Annotated in this window: 22 protein-coding genes; all 22 read left to right on the forward strand. The window is 66.5% G+C overall.

Going from position 1 to position 24,788, the window contains the following annotated elements:
* Positions 1-781 precede the first annotated feature (781 nt).
* Positions 782-1,162, forward strand: coding sequence for an NADH-quinone oxidoreductase subunit A (locus ABWO17_RS15530; protein WP_353120112.1), 381 nt, complete (start codon positions 782-784; stop codon positions 1,160-1,162).
* A complete protein-coding gene (locus ABWO17_RS15535) occupies positions 1,138-1,701 on the forward strand; it encodes an NADH-quinone oxidoreductase subunit B (protein WP_353120114.1) in 564 nt (187 codons plus the stop codon). Before ABWO17_RS15530 ends, ABWO17_RS15535 begins: the two co-directional genes overlap by 25 nt.
* A complete protein-coding gene (locus ABWO17_RS15540; RefSeq protein WP_353120116.1) occupies positions 1,698-2,303 on the forward strand; it encodes an NADH-quinone oxidoreductase subunit C in 606 nt (201 codons plus the stop codon). Before ABWO17_RS15535 ends, ABWO17_RS15540 begins: the two co-directional genes overlap by 4 nt.
* Complete coding sequence (locus ABWO17_RS15545; protein ID WP_353120118.1) at positions 2,296-3,516, forward strand: NADH-quinone oxidoreductase subunit D; 1,221 nt, start codon at positions 2,296-2,298, stop codon at positions 3,514-3,516. The genes ABWO17_RS15540 and ABWO17_RS15545 overlap by 8 nt, the downstream gene beginning before the upstream one ends.
* A gap of 6 nt (positions 3,517-3,522) precedes the next feature.
* A complete protein-coding gene (nuoH, locus tag ABWO17_RS15550) occupies positions 3,523-4,497 on the forward strand; it encodes an NADH-quinone oxidoreductase subunit NuoH (RefSeq protein WP_353120120.1) in 975 nt (324 codons plus the stop codon).
* An 18-nt stretch (positions 4,498-4,515) separates the two neighbouring features.
* Positions 4,516-5,148 (forward strand): 4Fe-4S binding protein, encoded by a 633-nt coding sequence (locus ABWO17_RS15555; protein ID WP_353120122.1) that lies wholly within the window; start codon positions 4,516-4,518, stop codon positions 5,146-5,148.
* Position 5,149: 1 nt separating this feature from the next.
* On the forward strand, positions 5,150-5,656 hold the full coding sequence (locus tag ABWO17_RS15560; RefSeq protein ID WP_353120124.1) for an NADH-quinone oxidoreductase subunit J family protein: 507 nt from the start codon (positions 5,150-5,152) through the stop codon (positions 5,654-5,656).
* The gene (nuoK, locus tag ABWO17_RS15565; protein WP_035066922.1) at positions 5,653-5,967 is read left to right on the forward strand and encodes an NADH-quinone oxidoreductase subunit NuoK; all 315 of its coding nucleotides are present in this window, start codon (positions 5,653-5,655) and stop codon (positions 5,965-5,967) included. Before ABWO17_RS15560 ends, nuoK begins: the two co-directional genes overlap by 4 nt.
* Entirely contained in the window at positions 5,967-7,466 is a 1,500-nt protein-coding gene (locus tag ABWO17_RS15570) for a monovalent cation/H+ antiporter subunit D family protein (RefSeq protein WP_353120126.1), read from the forward strand. Before nuoK ends, ABWO17_RS15570 begins: the two co-directional genes overlap by 1 nt.
* Positions 7,467-7,475: 9 nt before the next feature.
* Positions 7,476-7,733, forward strand: coding sequence for a hypothetical protein (locus ABWO17_RS15575; protein WP_353120128.1), 258 nt, complete (start codon positions 7,476-7,478; stop codon positions 7,731-7,733).
* Positions 7,720-9,501: a Na(+)/H(+) antiporter subunit D gene (locus ABWO17_RS15580; protein WP_353120130.1), complete on the forward strand. Its 1,782-nt coding sequence runs from the start codon at positions 7,720-7,722 to the stop codon at positions 9,499-9,501. The genes ABWO17_RS15575 and ABWO17_RS15580 overlap by 14 nt, the downstream gene beginning before the upstream one ends.
* 33 nt (positions 9,502-9,534) lie before the next feature.
* Positions 9,535-11,094: a complex I subunit 4 family protein gene (locus ABWO17_RS15585; RefSeq protein ID WP_353120132.1), complete on the forward strand. Its 1,560-nt coding sequence runs from the start codon at positions 9,535-9,537 to the stop codon at positions 11,092-11,094.
* Positions 11,091-12,518, forward strand: a complete 1,428-nt coding sequence (locus tag ABWO17_RS15590; RefSeq protein ID WP_353120133.1) for an NADH-quinone oxidoreductase subunit N — start codon at positions 11,091-11,093, stop codon at positions 12,516-12,518. Before ABWO17_RS15585 ends, ABWO17_RS15590 begins: the two co-directional genes overlap by 4 nt.
* A gap of 226 nt (positions 12,519-12,744) precedes the next feature.
* Positions 12,745-13,956 (forward strand): hypothetical protein, encoded by a 1,212-nt coding sequence (locus ABWO17_RS15595; protein WP_353120135.1) that lies wholly within the window; start codon positions 12,745-12,747, stop codon positions 13,954-13,956.
* Positions 13,957-14,300: 344 nt separating this feature from the next.
* Positions 14,301-15,944 carry an FmdE family protein gene (locus ABWO17_RS15600; protein ID WP_353120137.1) on the forward strand — a complete coding sequence of 548 codons (1,644 nt, stop codon included), beginning with the start codon at positions 14,301-14,303 and terminating at the stop codon, positions 15,942-15,944.
* Between the two features lie 190 nt (positions 15,945-16,134).
* The gene (locus tag ABWO17_RS15605) at positions 16,135-17,217 is read left to right on the forward strand and encodes an AraC family transcriptional regulator (protein ID WP_353120139.1); all 1,083 of its coding nucleotides are present in this window, start codon (positions 16,135-16,137) and stop codon (positions 17,215-17,217) included.
* Positions 17,218-17,485: 268 nt separating this feature from the next.
* Positions 17,486-17,899, forward strand: coding sequence for a DUF2000 domain-containing protein (locus tag ABWO17_RS15610; RefSeq protein ID WP_353120141.1), 414 nt, complete (start codon positions 17,486-17,488; stop codon positions 17,897-17,899).
* A 350-nt stretch (positions 17,900-18,249) separates the two neighbouring features.
* Positions 18,250-18,597: a zf-HC2 domain-containing protein gene (locus ABWO17_RS15615; protein ID WP_353120143.1), complete on the forward strand. Its 348-nt coding sequence runs from the start codon at positions 18,250-18,252 to the stop codon at positions 18,595-18,597.
* Positions 18,572-19,240 carry a flagellar hook assembly protein FlgD gene (locus tag ABWO17_RS15620; protein WP_353120145.1) on the forward strand — a complete coding sequence of 223 codons (669 nt, stop codon included), beginning with the start codon at positions 18,572-18,574 and terminating at the stop codon, positions 19,238-19,240. Before ABWO17_RS15615 ends, ABWO17_RS15620 begins: the two co-directional genes overlap by 26 nt.
* A gap of 33 nt (positions 19,241-19,273) precedes the next feature.
* Positions 19,274-20,851, forward strand: a complete 1,578-nt coding sequence (locus tag ABWO17_RS15625) for a flagellar hook protein FlgE (protein ID WP_353120147.1) — start codon at positions 19,274-19,276, stop codon at positions 20,849-20,851.
* Between the two features lie 295 nt (positions 20,852-21,146).
* Positions 21,147-23,219, forward strand: coding sequence for a flagellar hook-associated protein FlgK (gene flgK, locus ABWO17_RS15630; RefSeq protein ID WP_353120149.1), 2,073 nt, complete (start codon positions 21,147-21,149; stop codon positions 23,217-23,219).
* A 36-nt stretch (positions 23,220-23,255) separates the two neighbouring features.
* Positions 23,256-24,749 carry a flagellar hook-associated protein FlgL gene (flgL, locus tag ABWO17_RS15635; protein ID WP_353120151.1) on the forward strand — a complete coding sequence of 498 codons (1,494 nt, stop codon included), beginning with the start codon at positions 23,256-23,258 and terminating at the stop codon, positions 24,747-24,749.
* Positions 24,750-24,788: the final 39 nt, after the last annotated feature.

Genomic DNA, 24,788 nt, shown 5'->3' on the forward strand with positions numbered 1-24,788 from the left:
GTCGGCCCGGCACTTCGTCATGGCCAGCGGACGCCCCCCGCATCCAGATTCAAAAAGTCAGTATTGCCGGAACGTTCTGCAATAACTTCTTTCGCCGTTCAACCAATGCGATTGGCTGCCCAGACAGTTTTACCCCCACCACGCGCAGACCCCCGGTTTTCGCCGTTTGGCCCGGTTTTTTGCGCGGCGCCGCATGGCCCTCCGGCGAAGCGCAAATATTTCCACGTGAATTTCCAAACATGGTAGCGGTTACTGACATTGGGTGATATACGGATGATAGACCATTAGTCTGTTCGATACGCGAACCTGCCCACGCCCCTCGCCGGGCGGGCCTTTTTGCGTCGGCTCCCGTCTGGATGACGGGGGGGGTGGCGGAGGCGAAGGGGAGTGACGGTGTCAGGACGTGGTCCGTGACGCCGGTCATGTTCATCGGCGACGGAATCGGGCATGCAGGCAGCGGCAGGCCCCGCACCGCCGCAGACCGACGCCGCCGGGCCTTTTTCGACAGCGATTGGGGGCACGACACGCGTGAAATGCCAATCGTAGCATTGGGATCTGATCGGTAACACCAATTTTACAAACGTAACACCGTGAGGTAACCCACCAGAACTCCACTTCCTCCGCGTTTCCGTCCTCCATCGACGGGCAAACGCCAACCCGGCGGACACGGTCGCCGCCGGCGCGCACCGCATGTCAGGCGCTCCTGACATGGCATGCGCACGCAACGGGCATTCCAATGCCGCGGCCGCGCCGCGGTTTCACTGGTTTCCGGAGGTGACCGATGGTTTTCGACATCCTGCATCTTGCTATCATTCTCTTCCTCATCGCGGGGCTCGCGTTCGCGGGCGGCCCGCTCATCCTCGCCCTGCTCGTGGCTCCACGGGCGCGCGGCGGCGACCTGGGCATGTCCTACGAATGCGGCATGCGCCCCCATGGTAACGCCTGGACCCGCTTCGGCATCAACTACTACGTCTACGCCCTGCTGTTCATCGCCTTCGACGTGGACGTGCTGTACCTGTTCCCCGCCGCCGCCCACTACCACACCACCGTGGGCTGGGCCGCCTTCGTCGAAATCTGCGTCTTCCTGTTCTTCCTCGTGCTTGCCCTGGTCTATTTCCGCGCCAAGGGGGTGTTCACATGGCCGCGCAAGATTGCCCTGTAAGGCCCCCGCTCATCGCGCCGGCCACGGGCGGAATTGATGCACCCATCGTCAACGTGGCGCCGGTGCAGAAAATCCTGGACGTGTGCCGGGCCATGTCGCTGTGGCCCATGACCTTCGGCCTGGCCTGCTGCGCCATCGAAATGATGGCGGTGGGCATGGCCCGGTTCGACATCTCGCGCTTCGGGGCCGAAGTGTTCCGCCCCTCGCCGCGCCAGTCGGACCTGATGATCGTGGCGGGCACCGTCACCCGCAAGATGGCCCCGGCGCTGGTGCGCCTGTATGAACAGATGCCCGCGCCGCGCTATGTCATGGCGCTGGGCAACTGCGCCATCTCCGGCGGGCCGTTCAACTTCGAGGGGCAGTACGCCATCGTCGAAGGCGTGGACAACCTGGTGCCCGTGGACGTGTACGTGCCCGGCTGCCCGCCCCGACCGGAAGCGCTGCTGGAAGGATTGTTCCAGATCCAGCACAAGATCACCGGTCGCCGCTGGTGGCCCGTGCCCGCCGAAATCTCCGGATCCATGGGGGGTGGCGCATGACGCCCGATACGGCTTCCGTCACCCCCGACGTGCTGCTGGCCCCGCTGGACCCCGCCTACCTTGCCGATGAAAACCCGGCCCGCACCGGCCTGCGCTGGTCCGCCTTCCTGTCCGCAGACGCCCTGCCCCGCGCCGCAGCCTTGCTGCTGGAAGCGGGCTGGCACCTGGAGGACATCTGTGGCCTAGACGTGCGCGAAGGGCTGATGGCGGTGTACCACTTCGACCGCATGACATCCCCGGGCCGCCTGGCCATCCGGGTGCTGGCGGACCGCGAAACCCCGGTGCTGCCCTCCATTGCCGACATCTACCAGGGCGCGGAATGGCACGAGCGGGAAACCGCCGACTTCTACGGCATCGCCTTCACCGGCAATCCCAACTCCATGCCGCTGCTGCTGCCCGAAGGCATGCAGGGCCACCCCCTGCTGAAGGACGCCGCCGCCCGCGCGCCGCTGGCCGCCCTGCTGGCCGCGCAAGGCCGCGAGGACACCGTGCTGCGCAAGGCCGAGGGGTTCACCCTGCTGGAACCGGCAGAGGACGCCAAGCCCGCCAAACCGGCCAAGGCAAAGGCCGCCGCAACCGAGGAGGGCGCAGACAATGCATAGCACCGAGACCCTTCGGTCGCACGGTCCCGCCTGTCCCGCCGCCTCGGCGGACGGAGGCTGCGCCGACGACCAGATCGCGGGCGACGGCTACACCTGCCACTTCGAGCAGGGGGCCCGCCCGGAATCGCTCATCCTGAACATGGGGCCGCAGCACCCGTCCACCCACGGCGTGCTGCGCGTGCTTCTGGAACTGGACGGCGAATACATCGTCCGGGCCGAGCCTGTCCTTGGCTACCTGCACCGCATGCACGAGAAGATGGCCGAGGTGAAAACCCCCGCCCAGTTCATGCCCAACATGGGCCGGGTGGACTACCTGCACGCCCTGGCCTGGAACTGGGCCTACGTGGGCGCGGTGGAAAAACTGGCGGGCATCGAGATTCCCGAACGGGCCGAGTACCTGCGGGTAATCACCTGCGAGCTGAACCGCATCTCGTCGCACCTTCTGTGGTGGGGCGCCTACCTGCTGGACCTGGGGGCCTTCACCCCCATCATGTACGCCTTCGACGACCGCGAAATGCTGCTGGACCTGTTGCAGCTCATGACCGGCTCGCGCCTGACGTACAGTTCGTTCCGCTTCGGCGGGGTGTACACCGACGCCAGCCCCGCCTTCGTGCAGGGGGTGCGCCAGTTCGTCCCGCACCTGCGTTCGCGCCTGCCCATGTACACCGCGCTGGTGACGGAAAACATCATCCTGCGCCGCCGCATAGAAGAAGTGGGCGTCATCCCGCAGGACATGGTCGCCCGCTACGGGGCCAGCGGCCCGGTGGCGCGCGGCAGCGGCATTGCCTACGACGTGCGCCGGGCGGAACCGTACTCGGTGTACGACCGCTTCGACTACGAGATTCCCTTGCGCCACGAGGAATGCTCCATGGCCCGGTACATGGTGCGCATGGCCGAGATCGAGCAGAGCCTGCGCATCATCGAGCAGGCCGTCGAAAGCCTGCCCGATGGCGAGCACATGCACCCCAAGGCCCCCAAGCCCAGCTTCAAGCTGCCCGCCGGCGAATCGTACTTCGCGGTGGAAGGGGCACGCGGCAAGATCGGCGTATGGATCGCCAGCGACGGCGGCAAGACGCCCTATCGCGTCAAGCTGCGCGCGCCGGGCTTCTCCAACCTGGCCCTGTTCGCCGAATGCGCGCGGGGCACCCTGCTGGCCGACGCCGTTGCCATCCTTGGCAGCCTCGACATGGTCATCCCCGAAATCGACAGGTAGGCCGCCATGAATGCAACCATCTCCTTCGATTCCGTGCTGCACGTGGTGCTCGCGCTGGTGGGCGTGGCCGTCTTCGTGGGGCTGAACGGGCTTCTGCTCGTCTACGCCGAACGCAAGGTGGCGGGCTTCATCCAGCGCCGCCCCGGCCCCTACGAAGTGGGGCCGCAAGGCATATTGCAGGCCGTGGCCGACGCCCTGAAGCTGATCGGCAAGCAACTGGTACGCCCGGACAGGGCAGACCCGCTGCTGTTCTGGATGGCCCCGGTACTGGCCTTCTTTCCCGTGCTGCTGCTGTTTCTGCCCATTCCCTTCAGCCCGCTGCTCACCGGGTGGGACGTGAACCTCGGCCTGCTGCTCATCCTCGCCTTTGCCGGGTTCAACGTGCTGGCCCTGTTGCTTGCGGGGTGGGGTTCCAACAACAAGTACGGCCTGCTCGGCGCGGCCCGCGCCGTGGCCCAGTCCGTGGCCTATGAAATCCCCCTGCTGCTGGCCGTGCTGGCCATCGCCTTCCAGGAAGGCACGCTGAGCCTTTCCGCCATCGTGGGCGGGCAGGGCGGCATGCCGTGGCAGTGGAACATCGCCGTGCAGCCGCTGGCGTTCCTGATCTTCTTCGTCAGCGCGCTTGGCGAGACCAACCGCGCCCCCTTCGACCTGCCCGAGGCCGAATCGGAACTGACCGCAGGCTTCCACACCGAATATTCGGGCATGGGCTTCGGCATGTTCTTCCTGGCCGAGTACGCCAACATGATCGTGGCGTGCAGCGTGTGCACCGTGCTGTTCCTGGGCGGGTGGAAAGGCCCGTTCCTGGACGGCGCGTGGTGGTTCCTGGCCAAGGTGTACGGCCTGCTGCTGTCCATGATGTGGTTCCGCTGGACGTACCCGCGCGTGCGCTTCGACCAGCTGCTGAACCTGAACTGGCGGTGGCTGCTGCCCCTCGGCGTGCTGAACCTGCTGGCGACCGCGTTCGTCATGAAGCTGTAGGAAAGGGGGAATCGCCCAATGGCATCGATCTTCCGCACCATCGCCGACCTGTGGAGCCTTGTGGTGGGCCTTGGCATCACCGGCAAGGAATTCTGCAAGCCCGGCGTCACCGTGCACTATCCCCGGGCAGAGGTAACGCCGGAAGCGGCCGCCTCGTTCCGGGGGCCCATAGAACTCATCGGGCTGGACAAGGACCCGGCAAAGCCCAAGTGCATCGCCTGCATGCTGTGCGTGTCGGCCTGCCCCAGCAACTGCATAACCGTCACCCGCGCTCCCACCCCCAAGCCCACGCCCGAGGAACTGAAGGCCATGGCAGAGGCGGAAGCGCGCGGCGAAAAGCCCAAGAAGCCCGCGCCGCCCAAGGCGCCCGGCACCTGGGCCTACGACTTCTCGCTGTGCAGCCTGTGCGGCAGCTGCGTGGAGGCGTGCCCGGTGGATTCCATCGGCTTCTCGCACGACATCTACATGGTGGGGACCAAACGCGAGGACTTCGTGTTCGACCAGTTGGCGCGCCTTGCCCGCAAGGCGGCGGCCCGCAAGCCGGAACCGAAGCCCGCCGCGAAGGCCGCGCCCGAGGCGGCCACGGCACCGGCCGCACCCGTCGCCGCGCCCTCCGAACCCGGCACCGCAACCCCCGCAAGCGAGGCGTGACATGGAAACATTGGCAATCCTCGCCTTCGGTTTCTACTTCCTGGTCATCGTGGTCGGCTGTTTCATGGCCGTGGGCTGCGCCAGCCTGGTGCGGGCCCTGGTGGGCCTTGTGGCCACGCTGCTGGGCGTGGCGGGCATGTACCTGCTGCTCAACGCGCCGTTCATGGCCTTCATGCAGATCCTCATCTACGTGGGCGCCATCTGCGTGCTGATCTTCTTCGCGCTGATGCTGGCCCGGGCCGACGCGGGCGGCGACGAGGCGGACCCCGCCCCTGCCGCGCGCACCTTCAAGGGCGTGCTGGCGGCCATGCTGCCCGGCGCGCTGCTGGCCCCCATCCTGATGCTGCACCCCACGGCATCAAGGCTGGTTCCGGCAGAGGTTCCGCTGGCCGAGCTTGGCCGCAGGCTGATGGAGGACTACGTGCTGCCCTTCGAACTGATCTCGGTGGTCCTGCTCATCTCCATGGCCGGGGCCGTGCTGCTCGTCTGGGAAAGGAGGGACAAGTGAAACCGCTCGTGCTCTACCAACTGGCCTCCCTCGTGCTGCTGGGCGCGGGCCTAGCGGGGCTGGTCAAGCGGCGCACCCTGGTGGGCATGCTCATTGCCGTGGAGCTGATGCTCAACGGCGCGGGGCTGTCCATCGTGGCCGCCACCCAGCTCACCGGGGCCGACGCCACCCTCGGCCAACTGGCCACGCTGCTGGTCATGGGCCTTGCCGCCGCTGAAGCCACCGTGGCCCTGGCCGCCATCGTCGTGGTGTTCCGCCGTTTCGGCACCACCCGCACCGACGCCCTGGCAACCCTGAGGGAGCAGCAGTGATGACCGTGCCCAACACCATAGAATCCGCAAGCCTGCTCATTCCGCTGCTGATCACCCTGGTCGCGCCCTTCGCCATCATGCTGGCGCGCGGCAACGCCAACCGGCGCGAGGCCGTGTCGTTCATCGCCGCCGCGCTCACCTTCGTTTCGGTGCTGCAACTGGCGCCGGGGGTGCTTTCCGGGGTCATCTACACCTACACCGTCACCACCATCTTGCCCGGCGTCAGCCTGACCCTGTGCGCCGACGGCCTGGGCATGATCTTCGCGCTCATCGCCACCTTCCTGTGGGGCTTCGCCACCAGCTACAACATCGGGTACATGCGCGGGCTGAACGAACACGCCCAGACGCGCTACTACACCTGTTTCGCGGTGGCCATCTTCGGCGCGGTGGGCGTGGCCTTCTCGGCCACGGTGTTCACCCTGTACCTGTTCTACGAGGTGATCACCGTCTTCACCTACCCGCTCGTCGCGCACCACCAAGACGCGGAGGGCTTTGCCGGGGCGCGCAAGTACCTCGTGTACCTCATGGGCACCTCCAAGCTGTTCCTGCTGCCCGCCATGATCCTGACCTACGTGCTTACCGGCACGCTGGACATGCGCCTTGGCGACGTGCTGAACGGCATGTTCCCGCCCGACGTCATCGCCGCGCATCCCAACCTGGTGCGGGTGACCTACGTGCTGTACATCGCGGGCCTGGCCAAGGCGGCCCTGGCCCCGTTCCACAACTGGCTGCCCTCGGCCATGGTGGCCCCCACGCCCGTCTCGGCCCTGCTGCACGCGGTGGCCGTGGTCAAGGCGGGGGTGTTCTCCGTGAGCCGGATCATCCTTTCCGGCTTCGGGGTGCAGGCCATGGACACGCTGGGCCTTGGCCTGCCCACGGCGTGGCTGGCGGCCTTCACCATCATCGGGGCCTCGCTCATCGCCCTGACCAAGGACGACATCAAGGCCCGGCTGGCCTATTCCACGGTCAGCCAGCTCTCGTACGTGATCATCGGGGTGGCCCTGCTGACGCCGTCCGCCGTGCAGGGCGGGCTGATGCACATCCCCCACCACGCCTTCTCCAAGATCACCCTGTTCTTCGGCGCCGGGGCCATCTACGTGGCCACGCACATCAAGAAGATCAGCCAGATGAACGGCCTTGGCCGCCGCATGCCGTGGACCTTTGGGGCGTTTGCCCTGGCGTCCCTTTCCATGATCGGCATGCCGCCGGTGTGCGGCTTCGTCTCCAAGTGGTACATCGTCAACGGTTCGCTCCAGGCCGGGCAGACCGCCCTGCTGGTGGCCCTCTTGCTGTCCACCCTGCTCAACGCGGGCTACTTCGTGCCCATCTTCTACCGGGCGTTCATGCTGCCGCCCGCTCCGGACGCCAACATCGAACAGTACGGCGAAGCCCCCGCAACCATGGTCATACCGCTGTGCCTGACCGGGGCCATATCGCTGCTGCTGGGCCTGTACCCGCAGGTGTTCCTGAACTTCATCCAGGCGTTCGGCCACTTCTAGGAGCGCACCATGAACGGACTCGGAGCATTCCTTGAACGCCAGCGCGAACTGCGCGGCGCATGGCTGAAGGCGCTGTACGGGGTGCTGGCCGCCCTCGTGTTGCTGAACCTGTTCGTCGGCCCGCACGAACCGCACTTCGGCCTTGATGCCTACCCCGGCTTCTGGGCGCTGTTCGGCCTTGTGGTGGGCGTGCTGATGGTGGTGATCATGAAGCGCGTGGTGCAGCCCGTCATCGTGCGCAGGGAGGACCACTATGGAGACATCTAGCTTCATCCACCCCGCCATAGGGTTCCTGGCCCTGGCGGCGGTGCTGCCCTTCCTGCGGGGCAAATGGTGGAACTGGCTGCTGCCCGCGCCTGCGGTGCTGGCCGTGTTTGCCGTGTTCACCATGACGCCGGGCGACCACCTGACCCTGAACTGGCTGGGGCAAACCCTGCTGCTGGGCCGCGTGGACAAGCTGTCGCTGGTCTTCGCCCAGGTATTCGCCGTCATGTCGGTGGCGGGCATGCTGTACGCCATGCACGTCAAGGACCGGGGGCAGCACATTGCCGCCGCCCTGTACGTGTCGGGCGGGTTCGGCTGCGTGTTCGCGGGCGACTACCTGACCCTGTTCGTGTTCTGGGAACTGATGTCCATCGGCTCCACCTTCCTCGTGCTGCTGAACCGCACGCGCGAGTCGGTGCTGGCGGGCTTTCGCTACTTTCTCTACCACACCGCCGGGGGCCTGCTGCTGCTGGCGGGGCTGCTGATCCGCTACAAGGCCCTGGGCACGTGGGAATTCACGCCCATGGCACCCGGCAGCGCCCACCTGTACGAATGGCTGATCCTGGCCGGGTTCTGCGTCAACGCCGCCGTGGTGCCGCTGCACGCATGGCTGCCCGACGCCTACCCGCGCGGGACGGTGACCGGCTCCGTATTCATGTGCGCCTACACCACCAAGACGGCGGTGTACGTGCTGGCGCGCGGCTTTGCCGGGTGGGAGATCCTGGCGGCGGCGGGCACGGTGATGGCGGTGTACGGCGTGCTGTACGCGTGCATAGAAAACAACGCACGACGCATCCTGTCGTACCACATCGTTTCGCAGGTGGGGTACATGGTGGCGGGCATCGGCGTGGGCACGGCCATGACGCTGAACGGCGCGGTGGCCCATGCCTACGCGCACATCCTGTACAAGGGCCTCCTGTTCATGGGCACCGGCTGCCTGCTGTACGCGGCGGGCACGGCCAAGCTGGACAAGCTGGGCGGCCTGGCCGCGCGGCTGCCGTGGGTCATGGTGCTGTACATGGTGGCGGCCCTGTCCATCTCGGGCATGCCGGTGTTCAACGGGTTCATCTCCAAGACCATGACCATCACCGGCGCGGCGGAAGCGCACCGGACACTGGTTGCCCTGGGCCTTGAAATCGCGGCCGTGGGCACGTTCATCTCGGTGGGCATCAAGCTGCCCTACTTCGCCTTCTGGGGCGGCAAGCCCACGGACAACGACCGTGTGCTGGCCCCCATCCCGTGGAACATGTACGCGGGCATGTCCGTGCTGGCCGTGCTGTGCATCCTGCAGGGCGTGGCCCCGTCCATCCTGTACGCCTACCTGCCCTTCGAGGTGGAACACCCCTACGTGCCGTGGTCCGTGTGGCACGTGTTGCAGTCCTTGCTGCTGCTGGGCTTCTCGGGCCTGGCCTTCTACCTGCTGCGCAAGGTGATCACCCCGCACGAGGGGCTGAACCTGGACGTGGACATTGCCTACCGCGCGGTGGGTACCGGGGCGCTGCGCTTCGTGTGCCGCCCGCTGGCCTTCCTGGACGACCGCTGGACCGAGGCCTACCGCACGGGTGGCCTGCGCGGGCTGATGGGCATTGCCCTCGGCTCCGTGTGGTTCGACCGGCGGGCCATCGACGGCGTGGTGGACGGCAGCGCACGCACGGTGCGGGGCATCGGCGGGCTGGGCGCACGCACGCAGAACGGCAGTCTCCAGGATTATCTGGGACTGGCCGCCTTCTTCGCGCTGTGTGTGTTCGGACTCGTATGGTATCTCGGTTAGCCGCAACGGGACCCACAAAAAACGGAGACGCCTGTGTATCCTGACATACCGGTCCTCAGCATCCTGATCTTCCTGCCGCTGGTGGCGGCGGCGCTGCTGCTGCCCCTGCGCGACGACGAGACCGTGCGCCGCGTGTCGCTGGCGGCGTCGCTCATCGGCCTTGCGGCGGGGTGGCCGCTTATCGCCTTCAACCCCGACGCCGGCTTCCAGTTCGTCGAACGCATGACCTGGGTGGCCCGCTGGGGCCTTGAATATCACCTGGCCGTGGACGGCATCAGCATCCTGATGGTGTGGCTGACCTTGTTCACCCTGCCGCTGTGCGTGCTGTGCTCGTGGACGTACATCGGCAAGCGGGTGAAGGAATTCCACGTCTGCCTGCTGCTGATGACCTCCGCCTGTATCGGCGTGTTCACCTCCATGGACCTCGTGCTGTTCTACGTGTTCTGGGAAGCCATGCTCATCCCCATGTACCTGCTCATCGCGGTATGGGGCGGGGCAGAGCGGCGCTACGCGTCCATCAAGTTCTTCCTGTACACCCTTGCCGGGTCCACCCTGCTGCTGGTGGCCATCGTGGCCTTCCGCATCGCCGGGGGCACCTTCTCCATCCCGGACCTGATGCAGCAGACCTTCGGGTTCCGCTTCCAGTACTGGGCCTTTCTGGCCATGGCCCTGGCCTTTGCCATCAAGGTGCCCATGTTCCCGTTCCACACCTGGCTGCCCGCCGCCCACGTGCAGGCACCGTCCGCAGGCAGCGTCATCCTTGCCGCCGTGCTGCTGAAGATGGGCACCTACGGGTTCCTGCGCTTCTGCCTGCCGCTGACGCCGGAAGCCAGCGTGCACTTTGCCCCGCTGATGATCGGCGTCTCGGTGGTGTCCATCCTGTACGGGGGGGCGGTGGCCCTTGGGCAGACCGACATCAAGAAGCTGGTCGCCTATTCGTCGGTGGCCCACATGGGCTTCGTGACGCTGGGCATCTTCCTGTTCCAGAAAAGCGGCGTGCAGGGCGCGCTGCTGCAGATGCTGAACCACGGCATCGTCACCGGCGCCATGTTCATGATGATCGGCGCACTGTACGAACGCAGCCACAGCCGCGAGGTGGCGGACAACATGGGCCTTGGCAAGTACCTGCCCGCGTTCATGTTCTTCTGGGGGCTGTATGCCCTGGCCTCGTTCGGCTTTCCCGGCACCAACGGCTTTGTGGGCGAAGTGCTGGTGTTCGTGGCCGCCTTCCAGCAAAGCCTGACCGTGGGCGCGCTGATCGTGCCCGGCGCCCTGCTGGCGGCGGCGTACATGTTCCGGGTCAGCCTGCGCATGGCCTGGGGCAGCCCGTCCACGGCCAAGACCTGGAACGACCTGAACTGCCGCGAATGGACCTACCTGCTGCTGCCCGCCGTGCTGGTGCTGTGGATAGGCCTTGCCCCCGCGCCCTTCCTGCGGCTGATCGACCCTTCCGTTGACCGGCTGCTGGCCGACCTGCGCGGGCGCGCCCCGGTGAAGGAAGCGCCGCTGGCCCTCAATCACGCCGACGCGGTGCGGCATGAACCGCCCGCCATCCTCGCATCCGCCGCCATCGCCAAGGAGGTGCGCCAGTGAACCTCGACCTTGCCCTGCTTGTTCCCGAGTGCGCCATGCTGCTGGTGGTGGCCGTGCTGTTCGTGCAGGCACTGTCCGCAGGGCCTGCCTCGGTGGCGGCCCACCGCTGGCTGCCCCTGGGCGCGCTGGCGGTAACGGCCGCATCCGTGGTGGCTCTCCCCGCCGAAGGTCTGCTGCTGTGGGATGCCTACAAGGTGGACGCCCTCTCGCAGTTCTTCAAGCTGTGCGTGGCGGGCGGCTTCTGCATCGCCGTGCTCAACGCCACCCGCCAGCCCACGCTGGAGGAAGGCAAACGCGCCGACTACTTCCTGTTCCTGGGGGTATCGGCGTGGGGCCTGATGCTGCTGGCCTCGTCCGCAGAACTGGTGACCCTGTACCTTGCGCTGGAACTGTCGTCGTACAGTCTGTACGTGCTCATTCCCCTGCGCGGGCGTACCCGTGAGGGGGCAGAGGCAGGCGTCAAGTACATCCTGTTCGGCGCGGCGGCCACGGCCATTTCGCTGTACGGGCTGTCGTACATCATGGCCGCGCACCAGACCACGTACATCGCGGCACTGGCCGCGCGCGACTGGTCGTGGGCGGCAAGTCCCACTGCCGTTGTCGGCCTGTCGCTGTTCCTGTGCGGCATGTTCTACAAGCTGGCCCTGTTTCCGTTCCACTTCTGGTGCCCCGACGTGTATCAGGGCGCCAGCAACGAAACGGCGGCCTACGTGGCCACCCTGCCCAAGCTGGGCGCGGTGGTGGTGCTGGTGCGCCTGGCCGCCGTGCTGCACCCCGGCCTGGAAATAACCACGGCCATCGCCTGGCTGGGCGTTCTTTCCATGACCTTCGGCAACCTGTGCGCCCTGGTGCAGAAGGACGTGAAGCGCATGCTGGGCTTCTCGTCCGTGGCGCACGCGGGCTACGTGACCGTGGGCCTCGTGTCCGGCACGGCAGAGGGCCTTGCCGCCGCCGCGTTCTACGCGCTGGTGTACGTGGTCATGAACCTGCTGTGCTTCTGGGTGGTGGCCCGCGTGGCCGTGGACGGGCGCAACCTGGCCCTGTCCGACCTCAACGGGCTGCACCGCAGATCCCCGGTGCTGGCCTTTGCCCTTGGGGTGGGCGCCTTCGCCCTGGTGGGCCTGCCGCCCACGGCGGGCTTCATGGGCAAGCTGTTCCTGATCACGGCGGCGTGGAACCACGGCTACAACTGGCTGGTCATCGCCCTGGCCCTGAACAGCGCCATTGCCATCTACTACTACCTGTCGCTGGTGCGCCACGCCTATACCGAGCCTGACGAAAACACCTCGCTGCCCGCGCCCGACCAGAGCGCGTTCAGCCTGGGCGGCGCGGTGGCGCTGGCCGCCGCCACGCTGGTGCTGGGCATCGTGCCTTCGCCGCTGTTCGAGAGGGCGGTCAAGGCGGGCATGGCCCTCTTCGGCTAGGGTTGGAAACAAGCCCCTGAAAACCACCGACGGAGCCTTGGCTTCCGACCTCTGCAACACGAATCCCCCGGCCCCGCACAACGGGACCGGGGGATTTTTTACGCTTGCAAAGGCGAGACGCGCTCGACAGCCCCCGCACCCTTCCCCTAGCATGGGCGCGTCCGCGCGGGGCACAACCTCTCCGTCTTCTCCGTCCCCCGCGCCATACCAAACCGGAGACGCAGCCATGCCCGAACACGCCCCATCCGCCCAACTCGGCGCCGCCATCACGCCCGACCCCGCGAAGGGACCGCTGCTTGTCGCCCACCTTGGCGGACCCAAGACCGGCAGCAGCGCCATACAGGCCTTCTGCGACCACAACCGCACCGCGCTGTTCCGCCAGCACGGCATTCTCTATCCCACGCTGAACCCTGACCGCGTGCCTGACGCAACGCGACCCGAAATTCCCGGCGATCCGAACCTTGAGCTGCCGCACCACGGGGCCGTCATCATGGGCATGCAGCCCGACGCACAGGACGACTACCTGGACCGGGCGACAGCCGTCTGCCGTGCGGCCGGCACCCCCATCCTGCTGCTGAGCCTGGAGGCTCCCAGCCTGCCCGCCTACGCGGACATGGTGCGCCGCCATACGGAGCGCACGGGCCTGCGGTCCGTGGCCGTGTGCTACGTGCGCAGGCAGGACACCTGGATGGAGGATGCCTGGAAGCAGTGGGGACTGAAGTACGACCAGTACCCCACGGCGGACACCTTCGCCCAGGCGCTCATGGACCGGGCGCTGGACGACGTGTTCTTTCGCGCCGCCGTTTCGGTGTTGGAGCATGCCTGGCTGGACGAGGTGTGGGGCTCCATGGACCCCGCCGACGTGGTGGTGCGCCCCTACGAGCGCTCCGCCCTGCAATGCGGCGACGTGGTGGCCGACCTGCTGGGCCTGCTGGGGGTGGGCTCCATCGCCCACCTGCCCTCGCCGCCCGCCACCAACTTCAACACCAACCACGGCTTCACGCCGCAGGCCATCAAGCTGCTGCGCACGGTACGCTCCATGTTCGGCGGGGTGTTCGACAACGGTCCCTATGAAATGCTGTACGATGCGCTGCCCCGTGCCGCCGCTGCCCCTTTCGGGCACGTGGGGCTGCTGTCGCCCGGCATGCGCGCCAAGGTGCTGGCTCACTACGCCCCTTGCAACGAACGACTGGCCAGGCGCATCCCCGGCCACCGGGACGGCGTGCTGTTCCGCGAAGCTCCAGACCCGGAGGCACCCTGGTGGCCCGACCGCGACCTGACCGCACAAGAGGTGACCACCATGCTCATGCAGTGCGTCCACCACCAGCATGTCCGCCTTACCTCGCTGCAAGGGCGCATCGAACGGCTGGAACGACTGGAAAGGAAGGCGCGCAGGCGTCTGGCCGCGCTGGACGGGGGACAGGGCGCGCCGGAATGAACACCCTTTTGAAGGTGACATCACCAGACAGGGGCCATCCGCACGCATTCCATGCGCACTGCGGGATGCCAAACACACCACCCGGCACAGCATCCTGTGCCAATGTCACGCCAAGTCACACTTCCGTGACTGCCGCGCCAAAACCTGCTAGTGTCCTGCCGCAGGGCGGGTTTTTACTGCAACACACTGGTATTTTGGGCTAATACGCCAATGCGACTGCGCGCGGACACGCACCCGCAACAACGGGAATGGCATGCGCGCGAACGCCGTTCGACGCAGGCCTTTCCGGTCGGCTCCCGCCGCCGCGCCGTTCACGCAACCCTTGCCTTCACGAGAACCACCACATGCTCATCGGTCCCCACACCCACGACGAATTCATGGACGTTGCGCGCAATTTTCACGGCTACCCGGCCCCCGGCCTGATCATCGGCGGCTACATGGTCGAACTGGCCCGCCAGGGCCTGCCGGAAGGCGTGCTGTTCGACGCCATTTCCGAGACCGAACAGTGTCTGCCCGACGCGGTGCAACTGCTTACCCCCTGCACGGTGGGCAACGGCTGGCTGCGCATCATGAACTTCGGCATCTACGCCGTCTCGCTGTTCGACAAGCGCACCGGCGAAGGGGTGCGCGTGCATCTGGACGTGGACAAGATGGGCCCGTGGGGCGAAATCCGCACCTGGTTCCTGAAGCTGAAATCCAAGAAGGACCAGGACACGCCGCTGTTGCAGGCGCAGATCAAGGAGGCGGGGCCGGACATCCTGACCGCCCGGCCCATCACCATCCGGCCCGACCGGCTGGGCCACAAGGGCAAGGGGCTGGTGGGCCGCTGCCCGCTGTGCGGCGAATACTATCCGGTGTCCTCGGGCGGCATCTGTCGTTCGTGCCAGGGCGAATCGCCCTACCACGCCGGGCCGGGCCTGGCCTTCGAGGGCCAGCCCGCCCTGCGCGCCGTACCCGTGGCCGAGGCCGTGGGCAAGCGCGCCCTGCACGACATGACCCGCATCGTGCCCGGCGAGCACAAGGACGCGGAATTCACCGCCGGGCAGGAACTGACCGCCGGGGACATCTGCCGCCTTCAGATGATGGGGCGCAACTCCATCTACGTGCAGGACGCCGCCGATTCCGATGATGCCTGGGTGCACGAGGACGAGGCCGCCAAGACCTTCGCCGCCATGCTGGCGGGCGAGGGCATCGCCATGCGCGAGGACCCGCGCGAGGGCAAGGCCAACCTTGTCGCCACCCGCGACGGCCTGCTGATGGTGGACACCGAACGGCTGGAACGCTTCAACCTGGTGCCCGACGTGATGTGCGCCACCCGCCAGGGCTACAGCATGGTGCTGGCGGGGGCCAAGGTGGCGGGCACGCGGGCCATCCCGCTGTATCTCTCGCGCGAGAACTTCATCAAGGCCACGGCCATGCTCCAGGACGGCCCGCTGCTGCGGGTGCTGCCCATGCGCGCCGCGAAAATCGGCATTCTGGTCACCGGCACCGAGGTATTCCAGGGGCTGATCCAGGACAAGTTTGCGCCCATCATCACCCAGAAGGCCCAGCGCCTGAACTGCGAGGTGGTGAAGACCGTGTTCGCCCCCGACGACGCGGCCCTGATCACCCAGGGCGTGCGCGACCTGATCGCCGCCGGGGCGGACCTGGTGGTGACCACCGCCGGGCTGTCCGTGGACCCCGACGACGTGACCCGCAAGGGGCTGCTGGACGCGGGCCTTACCGACATGCTGTACGGCCTGCCCATGCTGCCCGGCACCATGAGCCTTGTGGGGCGCATCACCAGCGAGCAGGCCCCCCACCCCGTGCAGGTGGTGGGCGTACCCGCCTGCGCGCTGTTCTTCAAGACCACCGCGCTGGACATCCTGCTGCCGCGCCTGCTGGCCGGGGTGCAAATCACCCGGCGCGACCTGGCGAAGCTGGGCGACGGCGGCCTGTGCATGGAATGCAAGAGCTGCACGTATCCCAAGTGCCCGTTCGGCAAGTAGCACCGGGCGGCACCTGTACCGAAAGCGAAACCGGGGCAGCCAGCGCTGCCCCGGTTTTTCATGCTCCGGCCCCGGTCCGCGCCCCGGTGCCGCCCACTGCCCGGTGCACCCCGTCTCCCCCCATCTGACACACCTCCCCTCCGGCGCATCCCCACTTGACGCGCCGGGCAGCCATCCCGATACTCCCCGCATGAGCCGCACCCCACGCCATGCCGCCGTCCGCTTCTGGCGCGACCCGGACCTGCCCGAAGTGGAGGTGCGCCGATCGAGCTACAACGAGGAAACCTTCCGCCGCCACACCCACGCCGCCTATTCCATCGGGCTCATGGACGGCGGGGCCGCCTCGTTCATGCTCGAAGGCGCGCCGCACCGGGCCGTGGCCGGACAACTGGTGCTCATCGAGCCGGACAGGGTGCACGCCTGCAATCCCGACCGAGACACCTTCTTCGCCTACCGCATGTTTTACGTGGACCCGGCATGGCTGGCGGAACTTGCCGATCAGGCTGAACGGACTGAACGGGCCGAGCGGACACCCTCCTCAGAAACCCCGCCCTGCTCCGCCCCCGCCTGCGAACAGGATAAACCCGGTGAACGGGGGGTATTCCGCACTTCCGGCCCCCCCGGCTGTTGCGACCACCCGGCCCCGCTGCCCCGCTTCCGCGCGCCGGTGGTGGACTGCCCGCAAACCATGGCCGCGTGGTCGGCCCTGTACGATGCGGTAACGCACGGCGGCTCGGTGCTGGAAAAGCAGTCGCTGCTGGTGCAGGCGGCAGAACTGCTGCTGGCCCGGCACTGCCTGCCCGCTTCCGGCGCGTGCCCAGCCATGAATCTCACGGTTCCCGCCGAGGCATGCGCGCCATCCCGGCCCGCCGAATCCGCCCCCCCGACGGACACCGCCGATGCGGTCGCCATAGTGGAGGCCGTACGCCGCCACCTGTGCGACCACGTGGCCGACCCGGTGCGCCTGGACGACCTGGCCCGCCTTGCCGGGCGCAGCCGCTGCCACCTGCTGCGCATGTTCCAGCAGGTCACGGGGCTGCCCCCGCACGCCTACCAGACCCAGTTGCGGGTAGAGGCGGCAAAGGGGCTTCTGGCTGCCGGGCATGCCATCACCCAGGTGGCGGCGGAAACCGGCTTTTCCGACCAAAGCCACTTCTCGCGCGTATTCCGCGACCTGACCGGGGCCACCCCACGCCAGTACCAGCAGGGCGGGTCCAACGGGGCCGACGACGCCGCGCCCGGCGGCACCGACAGCACCGGCACCAAAGCCTGACCCCGCACCGCCCCCAACGGACCTTCACGCCCCCCGGCATCGCAAAATCCTTCCATACGCCAGCGCCCCCCGATGCTAGTGGATGGTCCGGCGTGCCCGCACGCCGTCAACCGTCATCCACCAACGCGGAATGCCCGTCCGCAGGCACACCCGAAGGCCCCCGGTCATCCGATGCCGATCCACCCGGAACCGGCCAGGACAGGCCAAAGCCGTGCCCTTCGACCGCGCCTGCCGAACGGCGCATGCCGCACCCCATGGGAGATCGCGCATGAACCTCGATGCCACCAAGTTCGCCATCGTGCTCGACGGCGGCCTGCCGGGCGGCGTGGCGGCCAACGCCGCCGCCGTGCTGTCCCTGTCCGTGGGCCGCGCCTTTCCGGAAATCGTCGGCCCCGCCGTCACCGACGGCAACGGGGACGAGCACCCCGGCATTACCCAGTTGCCCATCCCCGTACTGCGCGCCGCGCCCGAGGCCCTGCCCGACCTGCGCCGCAAGGCCGAGGAACGCGGGCTGTTCTGCGTGGGCTTTACCCACACGGCGCGCACCGCCCGCAGCTACGACGCCTACATGCAACGCATGGCCGCCACCGCCCACGACGACCTCTGCTTCGTGGGCATTGCCATCGTGGGCGAACGCAGCGCCGTGGACGGACTGTGCGGCGCGCTGCCCATGCTGCGCTGACCGACCGCCCGCATCGCCTCCCGCGCTGGCCGGTGAGCGCCGGGGGGCCCCGCCACCGCGCCCCCCCACCAGTTCCCTACCCCCGCATACGCCACAAAGGGCCGGACATGTTCCGGCCCTTTGTCGTTTCCGCGCCCGCCGTGTGCGCGCCCCACTCCCAACGGCCCGGCCACGATCGTCCGGCGCCCGATATCCCGCTATTCCCGCACCGCACCCCTGCCGCCCCCCTGCTGTCCCTCTTCGTAAAGCAGACTTTACATCTCTTTCCGTCTCTTGATGGGCATTTCGTGCCGCCGAATCCGTACATACGGACAACAGGGCCTTCACACCTCAGCACGGAAGTTCAGCCCATGAGACAGCAACGGCACCACATGACGGTGCTCCACTCCATCGAAGAAGGATTGTGCACGGACAACACTCCATGTCCTGGCGCAAATATGATCGCCTGCTACCTGGAAAAGACGGCCACACCGGCAGATAGAAAACGCCTTGAATCGCATTTTGCGTCGTGCAGGGCATGCAGGGAAGACCTTCTGGAGCTGCGCAAGATTCTGAAGGCAACGGAAGTGAAGACACCGTTCGAGGTCGTTGAGGCGGCATTGGCGCTCGGCAGCCAGCACGAAACGGAGCCGGTCACGGGTCACGGAACGGATCAGGGTACGGAGGACGGCAATGACCACTATCTCATCCTTGGCTAGCTCCACCAGCACATCGTCGACCACCAGCAGCGGCACCACGCTGGACTCCGACGCCTTTCTGCAACTGCTCATCGCGGAACTGCAGAACCAGGACCCCACCAACCCCACCGATTCCACCGAGATGATCAACCAGATCGCCTCGTTCTCCACGGTGGAGCAGCTGACAGCCCTCAACGACACGGCCACGTCCATCTACGACTCGCTGACGGCCATGAGCCTGAACTCCGCCGTGAGCTTCATCGGGCAGTCCGTGCTGGCCGAGGGCGACGACATCTCCAAGACCGACGACGCCACCACCGTGGTCTCCTTCACCCTGGAATCGGACGCGGAAACCCTTACCGCGCACGTCTACGACTCCGACGGCACCATCATCAACTCCGTCTCACTCGGCGCCACGGACAGCGGCACCTACACCTTCTCCTGGGACGGCACCAACTACACCGGCACCGAAGTGTCCAACGGCACCTACAACGTGGTGTTCGAGGCCTACGACGAGGACGGCGACAGCCTGGAAGTCTCCACCATGGTGGCGGGTACGGTTTCCGGCGTCTCGGTGGAGGACGGCACCACGGTGCTCACCCTGTCCGATGGCCGCACGGTGAACCTTGAGGACGTCTACAGCGTCGTCTCCTCCGACGCATAACAACCAGCACGCGCACTGTCGCGGGAGCACCCCATGGGCCTTTCCTCCTCCATGTATTCCAGCGTCTCGGGGCTGCTGAGCACCGCCGAGTCCATCAGCGTCATCGGCAACAACCTCGCCAACTCCAGCACCACGGGCTACAAGTCCATGTCCATGCTGTTCGAGGACGTGTTCTATTCCTCCATCACCACGTCCGGCGGCATCGACCAGATCGGCAACGGCTCCGCCATCTCCGCCATTGCCACCGACTTTTCGCAGGGCTCGTACGAAGACACCTCCGAAGCCATGAACATGGCCATCGCGGGTGAAGGATATTTCATCGTCGAAGACCCCCAGAACGACGGCCAGATATTCTACACCCGCGCGGGCGACTTCACCTTCGACGACGAAGGCTATCTGACGAACTCCTCAGGCTATCAGGTGCAGGGCTGGGCGGTTGACCCGGACACGGCCACCACCAGCGACCCGTCAACCACCGGCGCCCTGGGCGACATCCAGCTGGAAAGCCGCACCTCGCCCGCCTCCGCCACCACCAACGTCTCGCTGGTGGTGAACCTGGACTCGGACGGCGACGACAACTCCACCTCCACCACCGACCCGTACTTCTCGCTGCTCACCGAATGGGACGGCAGCGCCGACGACCCGCTGGGCACCACCAAGTACGAGTACCAGACCACCATCACCGTGTACGACGAGGCCGGGTCCGCCCATGAGCTGACCGTGTACTTCGACCAGGTGGAAGACTCCACCAGCGGTTCCACGACCTGGGAATACATCGTCACCATGGACCCCAGCGAGGACGTGCGCACCATCAACGGCCAGAGCGTGTCGGGCACATCCGCCGCCGGGCTGCTGATGGCGGGCACGCTGACCTTCGATTCCACCGGCGCGCTGGTCTCGCAGACGGCCTTCACGCTCGACTCCACGGCCACCGGCGACCTGACCGACCTTTCCAACTGGACCCTGGCGGAGCTTTCCACCGACGGCCTGCCGGTGTTCGCCTGCAACTTCTCCGGCTCGGACAACGCCAGCACCACCGACGAGGCGGACGCCATCCAGATAGAACTGGACTTCGGCCTGTCGGCCAAATCCATCACCGACAGCTGGGACACCACCGTCACCAGCGCGGCGGACATCGGCACGGACAGCACGCTGCTGTTCGGGTTCACCTCCACGGCCTACGACACCGACCGCACCTCCAGCAACGATTCGGCCAACAGCACCGACAACTCCAGCCAGGACGGCTACGCCACCGGCTACCTGACCAGCTACTACGTGGACGAGGGCGGGGTGATCTACGGCACCTACTCCAACGGCCAGACCCAGGCGCTGTTCATCGTGGCCTTGGCCAGCTTCGACAGCGACCAAGGCCTGCAACTGGAAGGCGGCAACCTGTACTCGGCCACCAGCGAATCGGGCACGGCCAACATCGGCCGGGCAGGGCAGGGCATCTATGGCAGCATCTACGGTGAAAAGCTGGAGGAATCCAACGTGGACGTCTCTACGGAGATGGTCGACCTCATCGTGATGCAGCGCGCCTACCAGGCCAACAGCAAGGTCATCACCACCGTTGACGAAATGCTCCAGACTGCCCTTGGCCTGAAGCGCTAGGGGCTGTTTTCCAAATTGTCCTTTCGCCCGTTGGCGTCGTCAAACTTCGCCCGCCATATCGGTCGAATACGAGAAGAGTATGCTCCCTCATGGCTGGCTTGTTTTCCTCGCCAACGGACGAAATCCCTGCTTTGGAAAACAGCCCCTGGCCCAAGCGGCACGCGCCAAGGCGTCGTCGAGCCTTGACGTGCCGTTCGCAGGGCAGGCCCCCCGGCACCGCCCGTCTCCGTCCGGGGGGGCCGGGGGGCCAACACCGCAACGCACGGGCCTGCCCGCCTGCCCGTAAGGACGCGCCATGTCCTCGCTCAGTTCCATCTTCAACATCGGCTCCAGCGCGCTTTCCAACGCCCAGATCGGCATTTCCGTCACCAGCAACAACATCTCGAACGCCGATGTCGAGGGCTATTCGCGCCAGACGGTGCAGTACACCACGGGCCCCACCACCAGCAGCGGGGGCATCACCTACGGTTCCGGGGCGGAAGTTTCCGAGATCACCCGGCACTTCAGCTACACCGTGGAATCGCAGTACCTGTCGTACAGTTCCGATTCTTCCATGTGGGAGACCATCACCTCCTCGCTCTCGTCCATCGAGTCGCTGTTCGACGACAGCGACGACGAAGGCTACGACCTGTCCACCGCGCTGGACGCCTTCTGGACCAGCCTTGACGCGCTGGCCGCAGACCCGGAAAGCGAAGCCGCGCGCACCGAACTGACCGGCTACGCCGAAACGCTGACCACGCTCATCAATTCCACCAGTGAAAGCCTGGAAGCGGTGCAGGACGACCTGAACGACCAGATCGAAACCCAGGTGGACGACATCAACGACCTGCTGGACACCCTGGCCGACCTCAACTCGCAGCTGGCCGCAGACCCGGAAAACGCCACCCTGATGGACAGCCAGGCCACCACCCTGCGCGAACTTTCCACCTATCTCGACCTTTCGGTGGTCTACGGCGATGACGGGCAGGCCACCGTATATACTGCGGCGGGGCAGACCCTGGTGCAGAACGACGTGACCTACACGCTGGCCTATGAAGGGCCGCAGGCCACCCAGTCGCTGACATCCGCCTCCACCTTCGACGGGCAGGTCTATTTCGAGGGCGAGAGCAGCAACGAGATCGCCATAGAGTTCGTCACCTCCGGCTCGGCGGACGGTTCGGCCAGCGCCGCCACCTACAAGGTATCTCTGGACGGCGGGGAAACCTGGCTCACCGACGACGACGGCAACACCCTGCTGTTCACGGCATCGGGTGCGGACGACAAGGTGACCGTGGACGGGGTATCCATCTGGTTCGGTTCGGCAACGGATTCCACTGCGACGGCAGGCGGCACGCTGGCCGTGGGCGACGACTTCACGGTCATGGCGAAATCGGGGGTGTACTGGTACGAGACCACCTCCAGCAAGGTGAACATCACCCCCATCGACGTCACCGCATCGGACAGCAACAACCGTCTCACGGGCGGGAGCCTGGCCGGGCTGCTGGCCACGCGCGACCAGTACGTGGGCGAGTATCTGGACGAACTGGACGCCCTGGCCGAGGAACTGGCCTGGCAGGTCAACTACGTGCACAGCCAGGGCGCGGGGCTGACCAACTTCTCGTCCGCCACCGCAGAAAATTCCGTGGACGACACCACGGAAGCACTCGGCGACAGCAGCCTTGCCTACGCCGACCGGCTGACCTCGGGCACCCTGTCCATCTCGGTGTACGACGACGACACCGGCGAGGTGGAAACCCTCTCCTCCATCGCCATCGATCCCGCGTCCGACAGCCTGGAAGACGTGGCCGACGCCATCAACACCACCTTTTCCGGCCAGCTCACGGCCAGCATCAGCAACGGGCAGCTCAGCATCGCGGCGGCGGACGGCATGTCGTTCCAGTTCGCGGGCGACACCTCGGGCCTGCTTGCCGCACTGGGCATCAACACCTTCTTCTCGGGCGACGACGCGGGAAACATCGCCGTATCCGACACGGTGCTGAACGACCCCAATCGCGTCAATGCCGCCGTGGTGGACGCCTCGGGCGAGGTGCTTTCCGGCGATTCCACCTGCGCCAACAATCTTGCCGCGCTGGCCGATACCGACGTCACCCTGGACACGTACGGCTCATCCACCTCGCAGACCCTCAGCGAGCACCTGGCCGCGCTGGTGGGCGACGTGGGCACCGACGTGGACACCTCTGCCCGCAAGTACACCTACTACAGCGCGTTGGCCGAAAACGCCGACACCCTGCAACAGTCCCTTTCCGGCGTGAACACCGACGAGGAACTGATCAACCTCACCAAGTACCAGCAGGCCTACAGCGTGGCCGCGCAGCTCATCCAGGTGGCCAACGAGATGTTCGACACCATTCTTTCGCTGCGGGATTAGCCGGGCACGCTCCGCCATTCCTTCCAGGAGTTCACCATGCGCATTTCAACAAGCATGACGTACGACAATTCCCTGAAATACATGACCAGGCTGCAATCGGAGATCAACCGCACGACCATCCAGATGGCCACGCAGCAGCGTATCAACTGCCCCTCGGACGACCCGTACGGAAGCGAGGTGGCCCTGACCAATTCCACGCTGATCAGCCAGCTTACCCAGTACCAGAGCAACGTGGACACGGCCAAGGGCTGGCTTTCGCTGGCGGACGACACCCTGGGCGATGCCAGCACGGCGCTCACCAGCCTCATCGAACTGGCCGAACAGGCCGCCACCGGCACCCTGACCGACGCCAACCGCGAGGCCATCGCCGAAGAGGCGCGGGGGCTGTACGAGCAGCTCATCACGTATGCCAACACCCAGTACAACGGGCAGTCCATCTTCGCCGGGCGCGATTCCGGGGGTACGGCCTACACCCTGGGCCTGGGGGCCACGGTAACCGGCGCCACCCTGGCCTCGGGCGCGGGCAGCGCGGTACTGTCGGTGGACGGCGAGGCGGACCAGAGCGTCAGCGTCGAATTCACCAGCGACGGCACCGTGGGGACGGACGCCATCACCTACCGCTACTCCACGGACGGCGGCGACACCTGGACAGATGCCACCCTGGCCGCAGGCGAAACCACCCTGTCCTGCGACGGGGTTACGGTGAACATGCAGGACGGCACCGGCGTCACCGCCGTATCGGATGACGACACCAGCGCGGGAACGCGCATCACCGTGCGCCCGGCAGCCATCTACACCGGCGATGCCGACGACGGCGCGCAGGTGACCGCCCAGAGCAACACCGATGTCACCGCCACGCCCACCGGCACCTTCGACAGCTCGGTGGTGGTGCGCATAGAGGGCGACACCACGGTGGCCGGTCCCGTTTCGTACAGCTATTCGACCGACGGGGGGCTCAACTGGTCGGACGTGCAGAGTTCGGACACCGGCACCCTGACCGTGCCCGGCGGCACCCTGGAACTTTCCGCGGGCGGCGGCAACGCCCTTGCGGCGGGCGACACCTTCACCATCACGTCCGACGCAACAGACCTCAACGTCCGCGTGTCCACCTCCACCAGCATCGCCATCAACAGCTGCGGGCTGGACGTCTTCGGCGGGCTCTACAGCGCGGATGGTGAAAGTTACACCGGCACCGGCGACGACGACCTGTTCGAGGCCATCGGCGACTTCATCGGCTATCTGGAGACCAACAACGAGGAAGGCATCGCCGAAAGCCTGGAGGCCATCACCGCGGGCCAGGCCAAGATGCTTTCCGCCGCCAGCGACATCGGGGCGCGCGAAATACGCCTGGAACACATCGAAACGGCCAACACCCTGCTCACCTCCACGGCCGAGAATGCCGTGAGCAACGTGGTGGACGCCGACACCACCGAACTGGCCACCGAACTTTCAAAGCTCACCACCATCTACGAAGCGGTGCTGAGCACCCAGTCCGCCGTCATGAAGCTGAGCCTGCTCGACTACCTGTAGTTCATATCCAGGCAGTCCCTAGCAGGCGTCCGCCCGTAC

Source organism: Nitratidesulfovibrio sp., from assembly GCF_040373385.1.
Lineage (GTDB): Bacteria > Desulfobacterota > Desulfovibrionia > Desulfovibrionales > Desulfovibrionaceae > Cupidesulfovibrio.

Coding starts and splice junctions, on each gene's coding strand:
- ABWO17_RS15625 (WP_353120147.1), top strand. CDS start 19,274: ATGGGCCTTTCCTCCTCCATGTATTCCAGCGTCTCGGGGCTGCTGAGC.
- ABWO17_RS15545 (WP_353120118.1), top strand. CDS start 2,296: ATGCATAGCACCGAGACCCTTCGGTCGCACGGTCCCGCCTGTCCCGCC.
- ABWO17_RS15580 (WP_353120130.1), top strand. CDS start 7,720: ATGGAGACATCTAGCTTCATCCACCCCGCCATAGGGTTCCTGGCCCTG.
- ABWO17_RS15535 (WP_353120114.1), top strand. CDS start 1,138: ATGGCCGCGCAAGATTGCCCTGTAAGGCCCCCGCTCATCGCGCCGGCC.
- flgK (WP_353120149.1), top strand. CDS start 21,147: ATGTCCTCGCTCAGTTCCATCTTCAACATCGGCTCCAGCGCGCTTTCC.
- ABWO17_RS15610 (WP_353120141.1), top strand. CDS start 17,486: ATGAACCTCGATGCCACCAAGTTCGCCATCGTGCTCGACGGCGGCCTG.
- ABWO17_RS15575 (WP_353120128.1), top strand. CDS start 7,476: ATGAACGGACTCGGAGCATTCCTTGAACGCCAGCGCGAACTGCGCGGC.
- ABWO17_RS15595 (WP_353120135.1), top strand. CDS start 12,745: ATGCCCGAACACGCCCCATCCGCCCAACTCGGCGCCGCCATCACGCCC.
- ABWO17_RS15530 (WP_353120112.1), top strand. CDS start 782: ATGGTTTTCGACATCCTGCATCTTGCTATCATTCTCTTCCTCATCGCG.
- ABWO17_RS15605 (WP_353120139.1), top strand. CDS start 16,135: ATGAGCCGCACCCCACGCCATGCCGCCGTCCGCTTCTGGCGCGACCCG.
- ABWO17_RS15620 (WP_353120145.1), top strand. CDS start 18,572: ATGACCACTATCTCATCCTTGGCTAGCTCCACCAGCACATCGTCGACC.
- nuoH (WP_353120120.1), top strand. CDS start 3,523: ATGAATGCAACCATCTCCTTCGATTCCGTGCTGCACGTGGTGCTCGCG.
- flgL (WP_353120151.1), top strand. CDS start 23,256: ATGCGCATTTCAACAAGCATGACGTACGACAATTCCCTGAAATACATG.
- ABWO17_RS15560 (WP_353120124.1), top strand. CDS start 5,150: ATGGAAACATTGGCAATCCTCGCCTTCGGTTTCTACTTCCTGGTCATC.
- ABWO17_RS15540 (WP_353120116.1), top strand. CDS start 1,698: ATGACGCCCGATACGGCTTCCGTCACCCCCGACGTGCTGCTGGCCCCG.
- ABWO17_RS15600 (WP_353120137.1), top strand. CDS start 14,301: ATGCTCATCGGTCCCCACACCCACGACGAATTCATGGACGTTGCGCGC.
- ABWO17_RS15570 (WP_353120126.1), top strand. CDS start 5,967: ATGACCGTGCCCAACACCATAGAATCCGCAAGCCTGCTCATTCCGCTG.
- ABWO17_RS15615 (WP_353120143.1), top strand. CDS start 18,250: ATGAGACAGCAACGGCACCACATGACGGTGCTCCACTCCATCGAAGAA.
- ABWO17_RS15555 (WP_353120122.1), top strand. CDS start 4,516: ATGGCATCGATCTTCCGCACCATCGCCGACCTGTGGAGCCTTGTGGTG.